Here is an 18,570-nt window from a genome sequence, read left to right on the forward strand (position 1 = left end):
ACGCCCCCTGGGGCGCCCCTGCCACCCCGGACGAGATCAAGGAACGTGCTTACCCCTCCGCGCATCGTCGAAGATGTGACCGACCGGCTCCGCGCCGCGCACAGCGCGGTCGACGCCTGTCGCGCGGTGGTCGACGTCCTGGCCACGCACACAGACGCGTTGATCGCGACTCTGCTGCACGTCCACGACCACCTGCGATGCGTCGCGGCGGCCGGGTCCTGGCACGTCTTCTCCTCCGTCCCGTTGGGCCGGGGCGTCGTCGGCCGCGTGTACGCGTCCGGGCGTACCGCCGTGCTGACGGACGTGACGGTCGACCCGGAGTTCATCCGGCTCGGCCCGGACGTGGTCGCCGAGATCTGCGTACCGATCCTCGATCGCACCGGTGAGCCGCTCGGCGCGCTGAACCTCGAGTGGACCAGCGAACTCGCCGCGACTCCTGATCTCGGCGCATGGCGGGTGCTCGCCGAGGAACTCGGCAAGTCGCTCGGGGCGCGCATTGACGAACTGGGCGGGCCGCCGGCCGAGACGCAAGCGGAGAAGCTGCTCCGGCACAGCGTCGCCCTGTCGGCGGCGGGAACCGAAGCCGAGGTGTACGCGCGAGTGGCCGAAGCGGCGCGGGACGTCTCCGGGCTGTCCTCCGCCGTCGTGCTGACGCCGATCGCCGGCGACATAGCGGAGCCGGCCGACGTGCCCGTCGGGGTGACCGGAAGCGCCGCTCTCTTCATCGGCGGAGTCGTGTTGCGGAGCAGCTCCCCAGGCCGGCACGACCGGGTGCTCGTCCAACGGCTCGCCGACCTGGGCGGGCGGGAGTTGGGCGTACTGCTCGACCGGGCGCGCCGGCACGGCACCTCGTTCTCCCTCGGCGACCCGGACCAGCTCGATCCGCGTGGCTTCGAAGCGGTCACCAAGACCGGCGTACGCACGATGATCGTGGCCCCGATCGGCCCCGGCGCGCTGGGCGGCGTCCTGGTCGCCTTCGACGACGTGACCGCCCATCCCGAACCGGCCCGGGTCAGCCTGCTCGAACTGCTCGGCACCCAAGCCTGGACCTGCCTCGACCGGTTGCACTCGCTGACCCGGCTGCGGCACCGGGCCAGCTCCGATCCGCTGACCGGACTGCGGCACCACGGGCCGTTCGGCGAACGGCTGGCCGCGGCCGAACCGGGCCGGACCGCGCTGCTCGCTATCGACGTGGACCAGTTCAAGGTCATCAACGACACGTACGGCCACGCCGCCGGCGACCGGGCGCTCGTCGACCTGGCCCGCGCGCTCGAAAGCACCCTGCGTCAGGGGGACGAGCTGTACCGCATCGGCGGAGACGAGTTCGTCGCCGTGGTCGAGGTGCCCAGCCCGAACGAAGCCGTCGCGGTCGCCGAGCGGCTCACGGCGGCCGCTCGCCGCGTCGGGCGGACGATCTCCGTCGGCGTCGCCCTGCAACGTCGCGACGAACTCGGCGAGACCACACTCAGCCGGGCCGACCAGGCGCTCTACGAAGTCAAACGCCGCGGCCGCGACGGCCTCCACCTAGCCCCCTAACTGCTTTCCGCGCGATCATGAACTATCGGTCGTGATCAACCGGCGTGTCATGTCCGTGGCGGCCTGATCAACTCCGCGAGTACCTGATCAACTTCGCTAGCGGGTGCGCGTACGGGATCGGGCGAGAACCGCGCCGAGCGTCATCACCGCGGCGGCGACCGCCACCCGGCGACGTGACCTTTCGCGTTCCTGTTCGTGGGACTCTGCGTTCGCCACGATCGGGCTGACTCGCTGCGGCGAGGTGGGCAGGAGTGCCGGTGGCACCACCACTCTCGGGGGAACCAGTGACTGCGGCGGGACAGGTCGGAGGATCAGTGGCGGCGGGGCGGGTCGCGGCACTACTCGCGCAGGCTTCGGCGCCACCACGACCGCCGGTGGCTTGGGCGGACTCGGTGGCTCGGGCGGACTCGGTGCCTTGGGCGGACTCGGTGGGCTGGGCAGACTCGATGGGCTGGGCGGCCTTGATGGGCTGGGCGGCCTTGATGGGCTGGGCAGAGCCGTCGGGCTGGGCGGGACAGCGATCGCCGACGGCGAGATCGGGGACGCCGGCGGCGAAGGGGACGGGGACGGGCTGACCGGACTCGGGCTCGGCGTTGGGCGTACCACTGGAGAAGGCGGGACCGGCGACGGCGAGGGACTCGCGGGCGGAGTCGGAACAACCGCGCAGCTCGCGGCGTCGGCGGCCGTGACCGGTACGCCCATCGCGACCCGCGTGACCGCGTGCCCGTCGAGCGGTACGCGAAAGGTCGTGCCGGTCTCGTTCCGGAGGGCGAACAGCGCGTTGTGACCGAGCCAGATCGCGCCGTAGCTGCCGCGGGGCAAGCCGGCCGGGTAACCGAGTGCCGTGACCGTGCCGATCGTCGGGTCGACTGAGATCAATGCCGGTCGGCCGGACGCGGTCGAGATCGAGAGCAGCGCTCCGCGGGTGGGGTCGAAGGCCCAGTCGCCGATCTCCACCGGCGCGCTCAACGGAACCGCGGTCCGGGCCAGTCCGGCGATCTGCACCGTGACCAGGTCGTTTCCGCTCAGCAGGAGCAGTCCTCCGGCATGCGCGGTGCCGACGAAGACGTCGCCGAGGCCGCGCGCGGTGCCGAGCACGCTGATCTGCCCAAGCGCGGAGATGCGCACGAACTGTGCCCGCGCCCCCACGGGCTGTGCGATGCCGTAGAGCGAGTTGTCGTCGTCGCGGCCGATCGCGTTGATCCGCTGGGGGAGGACTCGGATCGACATCGGTACGCCGTCCACCCCGACGGTGACTAATGTGGACGGCCCGGTGGCGGCGGTACGCACCTGAACCGCGCCGCACGAACTCACCGCTTCGGGTCCGGCGGCCCTCATGGCGGCCAGCCCGACCAGCGGAATCGCCCCAGCCACGGCGTACGCGATCACCCGCATGACGAGCACAACGCCGCCCGTTACGAGGCGTGACGGACGCCGTTCTGGTCTACGTGGGACTGATCTTCGGAGGCATCCTGGTCGCCGTCGTCACGGCACTCGTCGCGGCCGGCATCGTCATCGTCGTCCAGCGGTTCACCGACGCAGCCCGGGAACGGCACGACGGTTACGTCGACGCCATCGGCATGGTGTTCGCCGTCGTCGGCGTCCTGTACGCCATCGTGCTGGCCTTCGTCGTCATCACCGTCTGGGACCAGATGGGCTCCGCCCGCCAGGACTCCTTCACCGAAGCCACCGCGCTCGTCGACGTCTACGCGTACGCCGAGAACGTCCAGGACCCGGCCCGCTCCGAGATCCAGCTGCTCGCCCGCTCGTACGCCGAACAGGTCATCCGGGACGAATGGCCGGCCATGCAACACCACGAGTCAGTCCCGCTCAACGGCTGGAACACGCTCGACCGGCTCCGCGAGGCGGTGCGCGGCACCGGCCCGCACGCCGACGCGTCCGACGCCACAGTCGACTCCTACGAAGCCGCGATGAACGCCCTCACGACCGCCTCCGAAGCCCGCACCGCCCGCGCCACCGCCTCCACGCGCGGACTCCCGCTCGTGATGTGGTTCCTGCTCGTCGGCGGCGGCCTGCTGACCATCGCCTTCGCGTACCTGTTCGACATCGCCGGGCTCGTGTCCCAACTTATCTTCACCGTCGGGCTCACGGTCATGGTCGTCCTGCTGTTGTACGCCGTCTACCAGCTCGAATACCCGTTCGCGCGGGGGGAGCGGATCGAAGCTGACGCGTTCCGGTTCGCCCTCGCGCGGTTCGCCCAGCTGTCTGGCTAGCCCCCTTCCCGCTCGCCCCGCTCGCCCGCGCTCGCCCCGCTCGCCCGCGCTCGCCCCGCTCGCCCGCGCTCGCCCCGCTTTGTCTGCGCGATCATGAACTTATGGTCGTGATCGACCGGTGTGTCGTGTCCGTAGCGGCCTGATCAACTCCGTAAGCGGGTGATCGACTTCGCCGGCGCCGAGGGTGCGGTCAGCGGACCCGATCGGGATCGGGCGTCTCCGCCAGGGACTCGGCCGTGACGGGATGCCGAATGCCGGGATGGGCCTCCGGGAGCGCCTTCCGCAGAACCACCCAGCTCAACGCCAGGCAGGCGGCGACCAGCGGCCAGGTCAGCGCGGCCTGCGTCAAGCCGAGAGCGGTGGTCGCATCGGCGAGCCAGAGCGGGGTGAAGACCGCGATGCGGACGGCGTACTGGCCGACCCAGATCCAGCTCGCGCGCTGATATCCACGCAGCAGCCAAGGGTCCCTCCGCCAGCGCGTCTTCTGCCCGAGGGCGGTGCCCACGACGACACCCAGCAACGGCCACCGGGCGACGATGCTCACCGACCAGGCGAGCGCGCTGACCACATTGCTGGCCAGCCGGGCCAGGAAGAAGTCCGAGCCGCGTCCGGTGTAGAGCGCGATCGTGGCGGCCACCCCGACGCCGAGCGCGCCGAGCAGGACAGCCGTGAGCTTCCCACCGCGCCGCCAGCGCCACAGCCCCACACCGATGGTGGCGACGCCGGCAGCGATCGCCCCCCACGCGATGGACTTGCCGCCGACGAGATACCCGGCCACGTACGCCAGCGGCCCGACGCTCGCGTCCACCGCACCGCGATAGCCGCCGAGCACGTCGTGCAGGGATTCCTGCCTTGCCTCGCTGTCGTTCATCTCGCATCCTCGGTAGCCGGTCGCCCCGTCAGCGTCTTGACCATAACCGCACCGTCCGCCGGTATTCCGCGCGAACGTGCTCGATGTCGGACCGGCCACGTCATGCAAGTTAGGGTAGGCTAACGCGCCCGACGCCGAATAGGGGCTAGGGGATCTGCCGACCTTGCCAGCAGATTGCGGCGGCAGCCATCGTGATCGTCCAGATGAGCAGAGTCATCATGAGCATGCCGATTCCGACCAGCATCGGGGCGTTGAGGTTCTGTTGGTCACCGCTGCAATAGTCGCTGAAGCAGCCCTCGTCCAGGCCATAGGTGAGAAACAGCAGGCCGAGGAACAGCGGGACGGCCCCGAAGCAGGTCATCGCGAGAAGCCAGGGGTTCGACCTCGGCTCACCCGCACTGGAGGGCTCAGCACTGGGGGCGGCGTCGCCCGCCCTTGCCGGTTGAGACATGCGGCGGACGGTAGTCGATCAGCCGGAGCCGCGTAATAGCACTCAGGGCCGCTCTTGCGAGCGGCCCTGACATGGTCGGGGTAACCGGATTTGAACCGATGGCCTCTTCGTCCCGAACGAAGCGCGCTACCAAGCTGCGCCATACCCCGATGGCAACTCGGAAATAGTAGCGGACACCCCCGCCCCCGCCAAACTGGGTATCCCCCAGAACTCCCCGAGCCGCCTCGAGCGGATCGACAGCGGATCAGCGGGGGATCAGGGTCAGGATCGAGGCTTCGGGCCGGCAGGCGAACCGGATCGGTGCGGTCGGGTGCGTACCGAGGCCCGCACTCACGTGCAGCCACGCGTCGGTTCCGAGCCAGCGGTGCAGGCCCCGGGCCATGCTCCGGTCCAGGCCGCAGTTGGTCACCAGGGCGCCTACGCCGGGTACGCGTACCTGGCCGCCGTGGGTGTGCCCGGCGAGGAGGAGGTCGCAGCCGTCGGCTGCCAGCTCGTCGAGTACGCGGGGCTCCGGCGTGTGGCTGACTCCGATGGCGAGGGCCGCCTCGGGCGTACGCCGGAAGCCGGTGTAGTCGTCGCGGTCGATGTGCGGGTCGTCCACCCCGACCAGGTCGACGACGCGGCCGCCGGCCTTGATCGAGTCCCGGGCGTTGTTCAGGTCACTCCAGCCCGCCGCGGTGAACAGCGCTCGCAGTTCCTCGTGGGGGAGTTCGACGCCGTGCCGGTAGGTGTCCGCGCCGTCGATCTCCGGGTCGTGGCCGAAGTAGCTGAACGGGCTCTTCCAGACCGGGCCGGAGTAGTCGTTGGAGCCGAAGACGAAGGCGCCCGGGTACGCCAGCAGCGGCGTCAGCGCCTCGCTGAGCGCCGGCAACACGCCCGGATGGCCCATGTTGTCGCCGGTGACGATCACCAGGTCGGGGTCGAGCCCGGCCAGCTGAGCCACCCAGCGCTGCTTGCGTGTCTGACCTGGCGTCATGTGCAGGTCAGACAGGTGCAGGATGCGGAGCGGCTCCGACTCCGGAGCGAGGACCGGCACGTCGAACCGGCGCAACGTGAACATGTTGCGCTCGACCAGCGACGCGTACGCGAAGGTGGCCGCGCCCGCCACGACGGCGCCGGCGGCGATTTTCCCGAGCGAACCCATGCCCATTAGCGTAGTTTCTTCGATCGTGAGCACGCTGAAGGACCGCCTGACGGCGGACATGCGGAACGCGATGAAGGCCCGGGACGAGACCGTCACCCGGACGCTGCGGATGGCGCTGGCCGCTATCGGCAACGCCGAGGTCGCCGGGAAGGTCAAGAAGGAGCTGACCGACAGCGAAGTGCTGACGGTGCTGACCAAGGAGGCGAAGAAGCGCGCCGAGGCGTCGGAGGCGTTCGCCGGTGCTGGCCGCGCCGAGTCGGCCGCTGCGGAGAAGGCCGAGGAGGCTGTGCTTCTGGCGTATCTGCCGCAGCAGCTCACGGACGACGAGTTGACCGCGGCCGTGACCGCCGCGCTCGCCGGCGGCGACTTTTCCGGACCGGGCTCGATGGGCCCGGCGATGAAGGCCGCGCGGGCCGCGGTCGGCGACAAGGCCGACGGTGGCCGGGTGAGCGCCGAGGTGAAGCGTCAGCTCGGCCTTTGAGCCCGAGTTGATCAGTCCGTCCCGGAATTGATCAGGACGCTGCGGACGCGACACGCCGGTTGATCACGACCGATAGTTCATGATCGCGCGGAAACACTGATCGCGCGGAAACACCGATCGCGCGGAAACACCGATCGCGCGGAAACACCGGGTGGGCAGCAAAAAACCGGCGGTGAGGGCTTGCCAGATCGCCCCCGCCGCCGGTTTTCTCACGCTGTGACCAGTTGCCTGGTTGTCTGCTCCTTGAGCGCGGTTTCGAACGTGCGGCGCCAGCTGATCACCTGTGGGTGGCGGCGGAGCAGCGCTCGCCGCTCACGCTCGGTCATGCCACCCCACACGCCGAATTCGATGCGGTTGTCGAGTGCGTCTGCCAGGCACTCGTACCGCACCGGGCAGCCCCGGCAGATGCGCTTCGCTACGTTCTGTTCCGCACCCTGGACGAACAGTGCGTCCGGGTCTCCGTTCCGGCATGCAGCCATGCTGGGCCAGTCGGAATTCATGCTTCACGTCCCCCCTTGCGTTCCCCCTCGCCGCCCCTGGGGTCTTCTGACGCTCTCCTGCCCCGCGCAGGGCAGGCGAACGCAGATCTCCTCCCCGTCTTTACCCCTCGACGGGCGGCATTGCTCGCCGGACCATCATGCTCCGTAGTCAGGCGATTACGCAATGTTGTCGGCAAAATCGCCTCAAACGGATTTTTCTGCGCGCTTCGCTCCGGCGTGCCATATGTGGATCTTCTTCGGCTGGGACGGGACCCGATCCCCCCGAAGGGGTACCGGGCGGACGTTGCCTGGGGTAGGGCAACCGCACACCGGGGGTCGTGCGTCTTGACCAACGAAGCTGCGGGCGATCGGTGTCGCATTTCGGCCGCGCCAAGGTGAGCAGCGGCCTATCGCCGCTCCTCGTACACTGAGCCGACCGGTGGGATACCCCGTTCCCCCGTCACTAGACCCCCAGGCGGTGAAGCCGGATGCGTAAGAGCGATCACAACGTGTTCGCGAATGTGTTGTCGCTGCTGATCTGCGGTGTGCTCGCGGGTGTCGTGGTGGCGGCGGCGGCGTTCCCGGCGATCGCGATGTCCGGTTTGGCGGCCAAGTCGGGCGCGCAGGCGTTCGCGGATCTGCCGACCGAGCTGACGGTGAAGCGGTCGCCCCAGATGAGCAAGATCTACGCGAACGACGGCAGAACCCTGCTGGCCTCGATCTATGACGAGAACCGGCAGGACATCGCCTTGGACGAGATTCCCAAGGTGATGCAGCAGGCCATGATCGCCGCCGAGGACCACAAGTTCTACGAGCACAACGGCGTAGACGTCAAGGGCATCGCGCGGGCCTTCGTGGCCAACAAGAACTCCGGCGAGACCCAGCAGGGCGCCTCGACCCTGACGATGCAGTACGTCCGGCTGTCGATCACGTACGCCGCGAACAACCCGAACGACGTGCTCGACGCGGCCGTCGACACGAACGCCCGCAAGCTCCGCGAGGTGAAGTACTCGCTGGCGATCGAGAAGAAGCTCACGAAGGACCAGATCCTGGAGGGCTACCTCAACATCGCGTACTTCGGCAACCACGCGTACGGGATCTACGCGGCGTCGCAGGTCTACTTCGGCAAGGAGCCGAAGGACCTGACCATCGAGGAGGCGGCGTTCCTGGCCGGCCTCGTCAAGTCGCCGAGCGCGTACAACCCGGTGATGGACGACGGCTCGACCGACGAGGACGCGTTCAAGGAGGGCAAGAACCGGCGCGACTGGGTCATCGACCAGATGCTGGAGATCGGGGCGATCTCGGCCGACCAGGCGGCCAAGGCCAAGGCGACCGAGCTGAAGATCACCGGCAAGCCGGCGCCGAACGGCTGCACGGCCACGCTGGTCGCCAGCGCCGGGTTCTTCTGCGACTTCCTTCAGCGCTGGTGGATGAACGAGCCCGCGTTCGGCGCGAACTCCTACGAGCGCGAGCGGGCGTTGAAGACCGGCGGCTACAAGATCGTCTCCTCGCTGGACGTCCTGACCCAGAACGCGTCGAAGAAGAACGTCGAGAAGTACCTGGCCACGGGCAAGAAGCACGCGCTGATGGTGGTCTCGGTCGAGCCCGGCACCGGCAAGGTCCGGTCGATGGCGGTCAACCGCAACTTCAAGATCGACGACGCGGCGAGCCCGAAGAACGGCCTGTCGACCGACCCGGCGAAGTCGAAGAGGGGCATCCGGGGCACCTATCCGAACACGGTGAACCCGCTGATGAGCGGCGACCAGTACGGCTACCAGTTCGGCTCGACCTTCAAGTTCTTCACGATGGTCGCGGCGCTGGAGAACGGCTTCCCGCTCGACTACACGATCAACGCGGTCAGCCCGTTCGTCTCCCGGTACCCGGTCGCGTCCGGCCCCGCCAGCTGCGGCGGCTACTGGTGCCCGGTCAACGCCAACCCGAGCTGGATGAACGGCGTACGCAACATGTGGTCGGGCTTCGGCCGCTCGGTGAACACCTACTTCGCGGCACTGATTCAGCGGGTCGGGCCGGAGAAGGCGGTCGCGGCGGCCAAGGAACTCGGCCTGACCTTCCGGGGCAACGCCACGAAGTGCTGCGACGACGCGTACTACGCGGCGCACCCGGACGCCTGGGGTGCGTTCACCCTCGGCGTCACGGAGAACACCCCGATGGAGATGGCCAACGCGCTCGCGACGCTGGCCGCGGACGGCAAGTACTGCCAGCCGATCCCGGTCGAGGCGATCATCGACCACAACGGGGCCAGCCTCGACGTCGCCAACCCGCGCTGTGAGCAGCGGGTGAAGGTGGACGTCGCGCGAGCCGCGATCGACGCGGCCCGCTGCCCAGTGGGCGACAAGTCGCTCTGGGGCAAGTGCGAGGACGGCACCGCCCGGACAACCAAGGGCATCGTCGGCAAGCCGATCGCGGGCAAGACCGGCACCACCGACGACGAGCGCACCGCGTCCTTCATGATCACCACCAAGCAGCTCGCGGTCGCCGGCATCGTCGCCGACCCGGACTACATCCACAACAACGTCAGCCGGAAGAATCTCGGCGGCAAGGATCCGCACAGCGGGGTGGTGAACCCTGCGGTGGCGTACACGCTCAAGGACGCCATGAAGAACAAGCCCTCGGTGCAGTTCGAGAAGCCCAGCTCCAAGATCGCTTTCGGCACCAAGGTCAGCATCCCCAACGTGACCTGCAAGTCGGTGGCCGACGCGACCTCGATCCTGAAGAACAAGGGCTTCACCGTGGACGTCGACAAGAAGCCGGTGGCCTCGTCCTGCCCGGCCGGGACCGTCGCGGGCACCAGCCCGAGCGGCTCGACCAGCAAGGGCAGCAACGTCACGATCCAGATCAGCGCCGGTGGCGGCGGCCCGGGTGGTCCCGGTGGGCCTGGCGGCCCGACCACGCCACCCGGTCGTAACGACGGCGTCCAGACCTGGCTCTGCCCGCCGTTCTGCCTGCCGGCGCAGCCGCTCCAGACGCTGCCGTAGACCGCCCTCGACGGGCTGCCGCTAGAAGATGGCGCGCAGCCCGTCGAGGTCATGCACGTCGGTCGCCTGCGCCTCGATCTCCAGCACCGGCACGTGCCCGAACTCGCCTGTGAACCGCGAGATCACCGCTCGCTCGCGCGCCGCCTGCGCAGCGAGTGCCGCGTGCACCCGCAAGGCGTCCGCGGTCAGGTCCGAGACGCCGGCCAGCTCGTCCGCCGCAGCCAGCGCGGTGTCCGCGTCCAGATCGACCAGACAATGATGTACGCGATTGAGCAGCAGACCGGCCAGCGGCATCCGTTCGACGCCCAGCCGGGAGGCGAAGAAGGCGGCCTCGCGGACGGCGTCGGGTTCGGGCGCGGCCACGACGAGGAAGGCCGTCTGCGGATCCTGCAGGACGCGGTAGGTCTGCTCGGCCCGTTCCCGGAAACCGCCGAACATCGAGTCCAACGCCGAGACGAAACCCGACAGATCGGAGAGCAGCTGGGCGCCGAGGATCTTCTGCACGGTCTTCGAGACCACCCCGAATCCGGCGGTGACCAGGGAGAACATGCTCCGGCCGCCGGCCTTGGCCGGGGCCAGCAGCAGCCGCAGCATCCGGCCGTCCAGGAACCGGCCCAGCCGGGCGGGCGCGTCCAGGAAGTCCAGCGCGGACCGCGACGGCGGGGTGTCGACGACGATCAGGTCCCACTCGTCGGTCGACCGGAGCTGGCTGAGCTTCTCCATCGCCATGTACTCCTGCGTACCGGAGAAGGTGGAGCTCATCGCCTGGTAGAAGGGGTTGGCGAAGATCTCGGCGGCTCGCTTGGGCTCGGTGTGCGCCGCGACGATCTCGTCGAACGTGCGCTTCATGTCGAGCATCATGGCGTTCAGCTCGCCGCCGTTCTCGCCGCCGTTTTCGTGGCCGCCGTCGAGACCGGGGACCGCCCGGGGCGTGTTGTCCAGTTCGGTCAGGCCGAGCGACTGGGCCAACCGGCGCGCCGGGTCGATCGTGAGCACGACCGTACGCCGTCCGTGCTTCTCCGCGGCTCGCAGTGCGAGCGCGGCCGCCGTGGTCGTCTTGCCTACCCCGCCCGAACCGCAGCAGACCACGATCCGGATCTCCGGATCGCCGATCACCGCGTCGACGTCGAGCACGGGCTGCTCACCAGTCATGCTGCCGCCCCCAGGAGGCGGCCGATCTCCCGCAAGGCGGCGAAGTCGATGCCACCCGGGATCAGCGGCAGTTCCACGACCGGGCGGCCGACCTCGTCCAGCTCACCTCGCAGTTCGGTCTCGACCGTGCGCCGGGCGAGATAGGCCTGCGCCTGCTCCTGGAGTCCCACGACGGTCGGCCGGTCCGTCGCCAGGCCGGCTGCGGCCAGACCTCGACGGAGCTCCGCCTGCGTCACTTTGCGTACCCCTTCCAGCAATGGGGGATGCGCGGCGTTGACGATGACCTTGCCCACCGGGATGCCGAGGCCGCGCAGCTCGCGCGCGGCGTCGATGGTCTCCTGCACGGGCATCTCCTCCAGCAGCGTGACCAGGTGGACCGCGGTCATGGGGGAGCGCAGGAGGGCGGCCACGCCCTCGCTCTGGGTCTTGATCGGCCCCATCTTGGCCAGCTTGGCCGCCTCGGCCGTGACGTTGAGGAAGCGCCCGATCCGGCCCGTAGGCGGCGCGTCGAGCACGACCGCGTGATAGACCCGCTTGCCCTGGTTGTCGGTGCGGGTGGTCGCCTCCTTGACCTTGCCGGTCAGCAGCACGTCTCGCAGGCCGGGGGCGATGGTCGTGGCGAAGTCGATGGCACCCACCTTGCGCAGCGCCCGACCGGCCGCGCCCAGGTGGTAGAAGAGCGTGAGGTACTCCAGCAGAGCCTCTTCCGGGTCGACGGCCAGCGCGCGGACCTCGCCGCCGCCGGGCGTCGTCGCGATCGTCCGCTCCTCGTAGGGGAGCGGGTCACGGTCGAAGAGCTGAGCGATGCCCTGCCGGTCCTCCACCTCGACCAGGAGGGTGCGCCGTCCGCCGGCGGCCAGCCCGAGGGCCAGCGCCGCCGCGACGGTGGTCTTGCCGACCCCGCCCTTCCCGGTGACCACATGGAGGCGGGCCGGCCACTGGTTGGCGGCCGGCCCGTCGCTCGAAGCCGAGGTAGTCACACTGCTGAGGCTACCTGCTATGCAGGCACTTACTTCGACTGCACGTCGCAGACCCACCAGCCCTGGTCGTTGATGGTGGTCAGCACGAGCTCCTGCTTGCTGACCTTCTCATCGGCCGTGGTCATGGTGAGCTTGACGGTGACCTTCGCGTCCTTCTCGGTCGTGTCGCTGACCGCGGGCGTGTCCCAGGTGAACGTCGGCCGGGAGTAGGTGTCGGCCAGCTTCTTGATCGCGTCGACCTGCTGGGTGATCGTCTTGGAGTCGCGCGCCTGGGCGCAGACCGTCTTCTCCGCGTCGCTGGCGCTCTGGTCCTTGTAGAAGGCCTCCAGGAAGGCGGTCGCCGCAGCCTTGGGGTCGGCCGCGCCCTGCCCGCCCTGGTCGGTGTTCTTCAGCAGGAAGTACGCGCCCACACCGCCGCCGAGGCAGAGGACGAGCACGACGGCGAGCGTGATGCCGATGATCATCGGCGCCTTACTCTTCTTCTTCGGCTGCTCCGGCTGGCCGGGGAAGCCGGTCGTGGGGTAGCCGGCGCCCGGGAAGGTCTGCCCGGTCGTGGGGTACGCCTGACCCGAGGTCGGGTACGCCCCGGCCGGGTAGCCGCCGCCCGAGGTCGGCCCGCCCGAGGTGGGCGGCGTGCCGTACGGCGGCACCTGGGCAGCGCCCGGGTTGTACTGCGGCTGGGCCGGCTGCGCGGGCTGCCCGTACGCCGGGGGCTGCGCGGGCTGGCCGTACTGAGGCAGCTGGGTCGTCGGCGGAGTGGTCGGCGGGTACGCCGGCTGCGCGGGCTGCCCGTACTGCGGCTGCTGCCCGTATTGGGGCTGCTGCCCGTACTGCGGCGCGGGCGGGTATGCGGGTGGCTGCTCCGGAGTCGCCGGGTACGCCGGCGGCTGGGCCGGGCTCGACGGAGTCGCCGGATTGCCCGGGTAGGCAGGCTGACCGGAGGACGCGGTGTGCTCCGGGTACCCGCCTGTGGCGAACGGATCGGCGGGCGGCGGGTAGCTGCCCGGCGCCGGATGCTCCTCCGACGGTCGGTTCGGGTCGGTCATTGCTCTGCTCCCCAGTGTCGTAAGGCGGCCCAGCATATCGGCCCCGGACAACCCGCCGCAGCCCGCGTCCCGCTGTCTCACACCCCGGTCGTCATGGATACCTTGTCCTCATGACGGTCTCCTTGACGAAGTGGGAATATGCCACCGTGCCCTTGCTGGTGCACGCCACGAAGCAGATCTTGGACAACTGGGGCGCCGACGGCTGGGAGCTCGTCGCCGTCGTGCCCGGCCCGAACCCCGAGCAGCTGGTCGCGTACATGAAGCGGCCGAAGGAGGCGTGATGTCCGAGGTTCCCGCGTCCGGGGTGAACCCGTTCGACCGGCTGGCCGAGCTGGGCCTCACGCTGCCCGACGTCGTACCGCCGGTGGCGGCGTACGTGCCGGCCGTCCAGTCCGGCGCCCACGTCTACGTCTCCGGCCAGTTGCCGATGGCCGACGGCAAGCTGCTCGCGACCGGCAAGGTGGGCGCGGACGTCGCGCCCGAGTTGGCCAAGGAGCTGGCTGCGCGGTGTGCGCTGAACGCCCTGGCCGCCATCGACGCGCTCGTCGGCCTGGAGAAGGTCGTCAAGATCGTCAAGATCGCCGGGTTCGTGGCGAGCGCCGAGGGATTCACCGGCCAGCCGGGCGTTGTCAACGGCGCTTCCGAGCTGTTCGGGGCGGTCTTCGGGGAGGCCGGCCGGCATGCCCGTAGCGCCGTCGGCGTCAGCGAGCTGCCGCTCGGTTCGCCGGTCGAGGTCGAGGTCATCGCCGAAGTCGGCGAATAGTCCCACGGTGCGAAAAGCAGGTAAGGAGCGTCGCTGAGAGCGACGTAACATCGTGACGTGACTAATGGGGTTGGGGCGCGAGCGGGGTGGGGTCCGGAGTCCGGTCTGCCCGGGTTCATCCGGCATTTGCTCGCGCCCAACCCTTCTCCGATGACCCTGGACGGCACCAACACGTGGGTTGTGGACGGCGTACTGGCGATCGATCCGGGGCCGGCGGACGACGAGCATCTCCGGGCGATCGGCGCAATCAGGTATACGACGATCACGCATGGTCACATTGATCACGTGGAAGGCGTACCGCGGTTGATCGAGCTGACCGGGGCGGAGCGGATCGCCCCCGAGCGCGTCGCCGAGGTGATCGAGGGCGCGTCCGTCGTGCCCAGCCCCGGGCATACGAGCGACTCGGTCTCCTTCCTCGTCGACCGGGGCGGTGACCGAGTGATCTTCACCGGCGACGCGATCCTCGGCCGGGGCAGCAGCGTCGTGATGTGGCCGGACGGCGACGTCGGGGCGTACCTGGAGACCTTGAAATACCTGAGCGAGCTGGAGGGCGTCACCGTCCTGCCCGGACACGGCCCGATCCTGCCCGACTGCGCCGCCGCGGCGAATTGGCTGCTCCAGCACCGCCTGGAGCGCCTCGATCAGGTACGCGACGCGCTGCGTCAGGGCGCGGAGACGCCGGAGGACGTCGTCCGGATCGTGTACGCCGACGTCGACCCCGGCGTGCGGATGGCCGCCGAGTGGACCGTCCGGTCGCAACTGGCCTACCTCCGGGGCAACCCGTGACCTGCCCGATCTGCGGCACGGTGGCGGTACCCGGGGCCAACTTCTGCCACAACTGCGGTGCGGCGCTGCCCGGCGCGGCGGACCTGCCGCAGGCCGAGCGGCGGAACGTGACCGTGCTCTTCGGCGACCTCTCCGACTTCACCTCCTGGTCGGAGGAGCTGGACCCGGAGCGGGTCGGCGCGGTGACCGACCGGGTCATGTCGGCGCTCGCCGGTGCGGTGAAGACCTTCGGCGGGCACGTCGACAAGCTGACCGGGGACGGGATCATGGCCGTCTTCGGCGCTCCGGTCGCGCACGAGGACGACGTCGAGCGGGCCGTTCGCGCGGCGCTGTCGATGCAGCGGGCCGTTCGCCGGGTGCTCGACGACGAGCGGGGCGGCGGCGCTCCGCTTGGGCTGCGCGTCGGGCTCAACACCGGCGAGGTCATCGCCGGAGTCCAGGCGGGGCTGGAGTACACCGTCATCGGCGACACCGTGAACACCGCCGCCCGGCTGGCCGACGCCGCCGCGATCGGCGCGGTGTACGCCGGTGCGCGTACCGCCTCGGCGACCCGGCACCTGGCCGGCTGGCGGGAGCTGCGGCCACTGCGGCTGAAGGGCAAACGCGATCCGGTCGAGACGTTCGAGCTGCTCGGCCTGCACGACGCGCCCGGCACCCGGAGCGGCATCGGCGATGAGGCCCCCTACGTCGGGCGCGAAGCCGAGCTGGGCCGGGTGATCGGCCGGCTCGCCGAGGTCATCGACCGGGCGCAGCCGCGTGTCCTGGTCATGACGGCCGAGGCGGGCATCGGCAAGACCCGGTTCGCGGCCGAGGTCGAGCGGTACGCGGCCGGGTACGACATCGGGCCCGGCCGGTTCGCCACCCGCCGGATCGACACCGGGACCCGGGTGCTGTCGGTCCACTGTGCCGCTTTCGGCGAGCGCCGCCGGCTGGCGCCGCTGGCCGACCTGGTCCGCACCGCGATCGGGCTGCCTGTCGACGCCACGTCGACCGCGTTGACGCGACCCGCCGTGGAGGAACGGCTGCGGCGACTGTCCAGCCGCCTCGCCACCCGGGTGGGTCCGGAGCAGCCCGTACCCGAGATCCCGACCGAGTATCTGCTGACCCTCCTGGGGGTGGCCGCCGACCCGGCGTCCGGTGCGCCCGCGATCGGCGACGGGCTGCCGGACGGCGTGGAGCGTACGGGGGTCGACATCAAGGTCCTCGCGACCGCCGTCGCCCAGCTGCTCTCGGCGCTGACGTTGGAGTCGCCGCTCGTCGTGATCGTGGACGACCTGCATGACGCGACTCCGGAGACAGTGGACGCCCTCGGCGTCATGCTGGAGGAACTCGACGGTCCGGTGCTGGTGGTTCTGCTGGGCCGCCCGGAGTTGGTGCGTACCGCCGGTCTGCTGACCCGGCTCGCCGACGCCGAGGTGCAGGCGTTGCCGCCGCTGCGGGGCGCCGACGCCGCCCGGTTGCTGTCGAGCTACCTCCGGGGCGGCCGCCTGCCGCAGGCCGACGAGGACCGGCTGCTCGCGACCGCGCAGGGTAATCCCTTCTACCTGGCCGAACTGGTCACGCTGCTCATGGAGCGCGGTGCGCTCACCCGTGGGCCGAGTCCGCGCTCGGCGACCCGCCCGGTCGAGACCGACGGCGACACGAAGTGGCGGCTCACCCCGGGGTCGCTGGACGCCCGGCTGCTCTCCCGGGATCTGGCCGCGGTGCTCGCCGCGCGTATCGACGCGCTGCCGCCCGACGCCCGTTCGGTGCTGCGGGACGCGGCGGTCGTCGGTGACAGCACGCCGGCCGGAGCCCTGGAGGCGTTGCGGGAACGGCGTTCGTCCCGGGACGGCCGCCCGGCCGCGGTCGTCGCGGTGGAACTCGACCGGGCGGTGGACGAACTGCTCGCCCGGCGCATGCTGCGACGCCAGCGCGGCGGGTACGCCTTCGCCACCCCACTGCTGCGGGAGGCGGCGTACGCCGGGATCTCCAAGGCGGATCTGGCCGAGCGGCACGCGTTCCTCACCGAGTGGGCCGCCCGGGGGCTGCTCACCGACCAGGTCGGCCAGCGCTCCGATGCCGAGCTGGACCGCACTTCTGGCGGCTCGCGCCAGCATTCCCCGGCTTGGATCGCGCCGAGTGGCCGGGCGTTGCCCCCGTCGCTGGCAGGCTTCTCCGACGACGCCCGCGACGAGTTCATCGCCGAGCACGCCGAACGGGCGGCCTTCCTCGCCGACGCGATCCGACTGCGACCGGATTCGTCCGCGCGGTCGGTCGCGACGCTCGGCGTCGCCGCGCTCGGCCGGTCGGCGACCCGGGCCACCCACGCCGGTGAGCCGGTCACCGCGCTCGACCTGACCGCCCGGGCCCGCAAGCTCGCCACCACCGGTTCGGTGCCGCTGCCGGTGCAGATCTGGCTGGTCCACACCCGGGCGCTGCTCCAGTCGGGCCGCCCGGCCGAGGCCCTGGTCGAGGCGGAGAAGATCGCCGCGAACGCGGGCGACGACGGCCGCGCTCGCGCTGCCGCTCTGCTGCTGGCCGGGCGCGCCCATCGGGAGCTGGGCGACCCCGCCCGGGGCTCGGAATGCTGGCACGAGGCGCTGACCGTGGCGACCGCGGTGGACGCTCCGGCCGAACGCGCCGAAGCGATGCGCCGCCTGGGCATGGCGGACTTCCTCAACGGGCGGCTGGCCGACGCGGGCAGCCGCTTCACGGCGGCGTACCAGGTCGCCGTGGCCGCCGGGGATCGCCGGTCGCAGGCCTGGTCGTTGCAGAACCTCGCGTGGGTCACCACGACCCGGGGCGACTTCGCCGGGGCGGACGCGGCGCTGGCCCGAGCGGCCCGGCTGTTCGCCGAACTGCACGACCCGGTCGGGCGGGCTTGGCTGCGGGGTGCGCTCGCGTTCAACCGGCTGCTCTCCGGACGGCTCCGGGACGCCCAGCGGCTCGCCCGCGTGTTCCTGCCGTTCGGGGAGCGCGTCGGCGAGGTGTGGGCGGTCGGCACCCTCCGGGCCGTCGATGCGTACGCCGCCGCCGAGCTGGGCGAACTCGACTCCGCCGACCGTGACGCCCGGCGGGCGTACCGCGACTTCGCCGCCGCCAACGATCTCTGGGGACGCGGGTTCGCCCTGGTCGTCCGGGGTGTCATCGCGCGGGAGCTGAACGAGCTGGGGCACGCCGCCGACCTGCTCAGCGATGCCCTGGAATACGGCGAGCGAGTCAACCACCCCCTCCTGCTCGGCATGGCCGGGAGCATCCGCGGCTTCATCAGCCTGGAGCAGGGCGACCCGGAAGGCGCCGAGCGCGACGCCCGGCGGGTGCTGACGCTGACCCGGGCGCACGGCGTACTGGAGTCGGCGCAGGTCGGGCCCAAGGCGCTGCTCGGTGCGGCGCATCTGGCCAGTGGCCGCGTACGCGAGGCGCTCGACGTGCTGCGCCCGTTGGCCGAAGCGCCGTACGCACCGTCGATGCTGTTCGCCCGTCGGCAGGCGGTCGCCCTGTACGCCCGGGCCCTGCTCGCGGACGGCCGACCGGCGGAGGCGCTGGAGCAGGCTCGGCTCGCCGTCGGACTCCGGGCCGACGATGTGCGTAGTCGCGTCTCGGCCGAACGGGTCCTTGCGGCCTGCGAGTCGGCGATGGGATATCCGGCCGCATCTACGAGCCGCTAAG

The 18,570-nt window shown here is 70.6% G+C and carries 15 protein-coding genes, 1 tRNA gene and 1 pseudogene; 8 read left to right on the forward strand and 9 right to left on the reverse strand.

Annotation, left to right across the window (positions count from 1 at the left end; translation table 11 throughout):
* Window positions 1–45: 45 nt before the first annotated feature.
* Entirely contained in the window at window positions 46–1,536 is a 1,491-nt protein-coding gene (locus HDA40_RS23635) for a diguanylate cyclase (RefSeq protein WP_372502925.1), read from the forward strand.
* A 96-nt stretch (window positions 1,537–1,632) separates the two neighbouring features.
* On the opposite strand, the gene HDA40_RS23640 is transcribed toward HDA40_RS23635, so the two are convergent.
* The gene (locus HDA40_RS23640) at window positions 1,633–2,931 is read right to left on the reverse strand and encodes a DUF6923 family protein (protein ID WP_372503179.1); all 1,299 of its coding nucleotides are present in this window, start codon (window positions 2,929–2,931) and stop codon (window positions 1,633–1,635) included.
* Window positions 2,932–2,960: 29 nt separating this feature from the next.
* Here HDA40_RS23640 and HDA40_RS23645 point away from each other — a divergent pair, with 29 nt between their 5' ends.
* Window positions 2,961–3,770 (forward strand): bestrophin-like domain, encoded by an 810-nt coding sequence (locus tag HDA40_RS23645; protein WP_253759478.1) that lies wholly within the window; start codon window positions 2,961–2,963, stop codon window positions 3,768–3,770.
* Window positions 3,771–3,960: 190 nt separating this feature from the next.
* Here the strand turns inward: HDA40_RS23645 and HDA40_RS23650 are convergent, their stop codons facing one another.
* The 4 genes from HDA40_RS23650 to HDA40_RS23665 form a co-directional block, all read right to left on the reverse strand.
* The gene (locus HDA40_RS23650) at window positions 3,961–4,641 is read right to left on the reverse strand and encodes a DUF3159 domain-containing protein (protein ID WP_253759480.1); all 681 of its coding nucleotides are present in this window, start codon (window positions 4,639–4,641) and stop codon (window positions 3,961–3,963) included.
* 145 nt (window positions 4,642–4,786) lie between these two features.
* Window positions 4,787–5,092 carry a hypothetical protein gene (locus HDA40_RS23655; RefSeq protein WP_253759482.1) on the reverse strand — a complete coding sequence of 102 codons (306 nt, stop codon included), beginning with the start codon at window positions 5,090–5,092 and terminating at the stop codon, window positions 4,787–4,789.
* A 72-nt stretch (window positions 5,093–5,164) separates the two neighbouring features.
* Window positions 5,165–5,241, reverse strand: a tRNA-Pro gene (locus HDA40_RS23660).
* Between the two features lie 95 nt (window positions 5,242–5,336).
* The gene (locus HDA40_RS23665; RefSeq protein WP_253759484.1) at window positions 5,337–6,242 is read right to left on the reverse strand and encodes a metallophosphoesterase; all 906 of its coding nucleotides are present in this window, start codon (window positions 6,240–6,242) and stop codon (window positions 5,337–5,339) included.
* A 19-nt stretch (window positions 6,243–6,261) separates the two neighbouring features.
* Here HDA40_RS23665 and HDA40_RS23670 point away from each other — a divergent pair, with 19 nt between their 5' ends.
* Window positions 6,262–6,717: a GatB/YqeY domain-containing protein gene (locus HDA40_RS23670; RefSeq protein WP_253759486.1), complete on the forward strand. Its 456-nt coding sequence runs from the start codon at window positions 6,262–6,264 to the stop codon at window positions 6,715–6,717.
* Window positions 6,718–6,926: 209 nt separating this feature from the next.
* On the opposite strand, the gene HDA40_RS23675 is transcribed toward HDA40_RS23670, so the two are convergent.
* Window positions 6,927–7,217, reverse strand: coding sequence for a WhiB family transcriptional regulator (locus HDA40_RS23675; protein WP_253759488.1), 291 nt, complete (start codon window positions 7,215–7,217; stop codon window positions 6,927–6,929).
* Window positions 7,218–7,684: 467 nt separating this feature from the next.
* Here HDA40_RS23675 and HDA40_RS23680 point away from each other — a divergent pair, with 467 nt between their 5' ends.
* A complete protein-coding gene (locus HDA40_RS23680) occupies window positions 7,685–10,192 on the forward strand; it encodes a transglycosylase domain-containing protein (RefSeq protein ID WP_253759491.1) in 2,508 nt (835 codons plus the stop codon).
* A 21-nt stretch (window positions 10,193–10,213) separates the two neighbouring features.
* Here the strand turns inward: HDA40_RS23680 and bagB are convergent, their stop codons facing one another.
* Genes bagB through HDA40_RS23695 form a run of 3 tightly spaced genes read right to left on the reverse strand, consistent with a single transcriptional unit; the run spans window position 10,214 to window position 13,370 of the window.
* Entirely contained in the window at window positions 10,214–11,344 is a 1,131-nt protein-coding gene (bagB, locus tag HDA40_RS23685; RefSeq protein ID WP_253759493.1) for an ArsA family ATPase, read from the reverse strand.
* Window positions 11,341–12,324: an ATPase BagA gene (gene bagA, locus HDA40_RS23690; protein WP_253759495.1), complete on the reverse strand. Its 984-nt coding sequence runs from the start codon at window positions 12,322–12,324 to the stop codon at window positions 11,341–11,343. The genes bagB and bagA overlap by 4 nt, the downstream gene beginning before the upstream one ends.
* Before the next feature lie 29 nt (window positions 12,325–12,353).
* The gene (locus HDA40_RS23695; RefSeq protein WP_253759496.1) at window positions 12,354–13,370 is read right to left on the reverse strand and encodes an Rv0361 family membrane protein; all 1,017 of its coding nucleotides are present in this window, start codon (window positions 13,368–13,370) and stop codon (window positions 12,354–12,356) included.
* A 122-nt stretch (window positions 13,371–13,492) separates the two neighbouring features.
* Here HDA40_RS23695 and sp36 point away from each other — a divergent pair, with 122 nt between their 5' ends.
* The 4 genes and pseudogenes from sp36 to HDA40_RS23715 all read left to right on the forward strand — a co-directional run.
* A complete protein-coding gene (gene sp36 / locus HDA40_RS23700) occupies window positions 13,493–13,651 on the forward strand; it encodes a Sp36 family protein (protein WP_253763759.1) in 159 nt (52 codons plus the stop codon).
* Window positions 13,651–14,133 (forward strand): RidA family protein, encoded by a 483-nt coding sequence (locus HDA40_RS23705; protein ID WP_253759498.1) that lies wholly within the window; start codon window positions 13,651–13,653, stop codon window positions 14,131–14,133. Before sp36 ends, HDA40_RS23705 begins: the two co-directional genes overlap by 1 nt.
* Before the next feature lie 57 nt (window positions 14,134–14,190).
* Window positions 14,191–14,919, forward strand: a complete 729-nt coding sequence (locus HDA40_RS23710) for an MBL fold metallo-hydrolase (RefSeq protein ID WP_253759500.1) — start codon at window positions 14,191–14,193, stop codon at window positions 14,917–14,919.
* Window positions 14,916–18,557 (forward strand): annotated as a pseudogene (locus HDA40_RS23715) (adenylate/guanylate cyclase domain-containing protein); the annotation flags it as partial. The gene HDA40_RS23710 and the pseudogene HDA40_RS23715, both read left to right, overlap by 4 nt.
* Window positions 18,558–18,570: the final 13 nt, after the last annotated feature.

The sequence above is a fragment of the Hamadaea flava genome, from assembly GCF_024172085.1.
In the GTDB taxonomy this organism is placed as follows: domain Bacteria; phylum Actinomycetota; class Actinomycetes; order Mycobacteriales; family Micromonosporaceae; genus Hamadaea; species Hamadaea flava.

Bases quoted from the DNA above. Each gene is read 5' to 3' on its own strand.
- HDA40_RS23640 (WP_372503179.1), bottom strand. From the start codon at position 2,931: ATGCGGGTGATCGCGTACGCCGTGGCTGGGGCGATTCCGCTGGTCGGG.
- HDA40_RS23650 (WP_253759480.1), bottom strand. From the start codon at position 4,641: ATGAACGACAGCGAGGCAAGGCAGGAATCCCTGCACGACGTGCTCGGC.
- HDA40_RS23655 (WP_253759482.1), bottom strand. From the start codon at position 5,092: ATGTCTCAACCGGCAAGGGCGGGCGACGCCGCCCCCAGTGCTGAGCCC.
- HDA40_RS23665 (WP_253759484.1), bottom strand. From the start codon at position 6,242: ATGGGCATGGGTTCGCTCGGGAAAATCGCCGCCGGCGCCGTCGTGGCG.
- HDA40_RS23675 (WP_253759488.1), bottom strand. From the start codon at position 7,217: ATGAATTCCGACTGGCCCAGCATGGCTGCATGCCGGAACGGAGACCCG.
- HDA40_RS23680 (WP_253759491.1), top strand. From the start codon at position 7,685: ATGCGTAAGAGCGATCACAACGTGTTCGCGAATGTGTTGTCGCTGCTG.
- bagB (WP_253759493.1), bottom strand. From the start codon at position 11,344: ATGACTGGTGAGCAGCCCGTGCTCGACGTCGACGCGGTGATCGGCGAT.
- HDA40_RS23695 (WP_253759496.1), bottom strand. From the start codon at position 13,370: ATGACCGACCCGAACCGACCGTCGGAGGAGCATCCGGCGCCGGGCAGC.
- HDA40_RS23705 (WP_253759498.1), top strand. From the start codon at position 13,651: ATGTCCGAGGTTCCCGCGTCCGGGGTGAACCCGTTCGACCGGCTGGCC.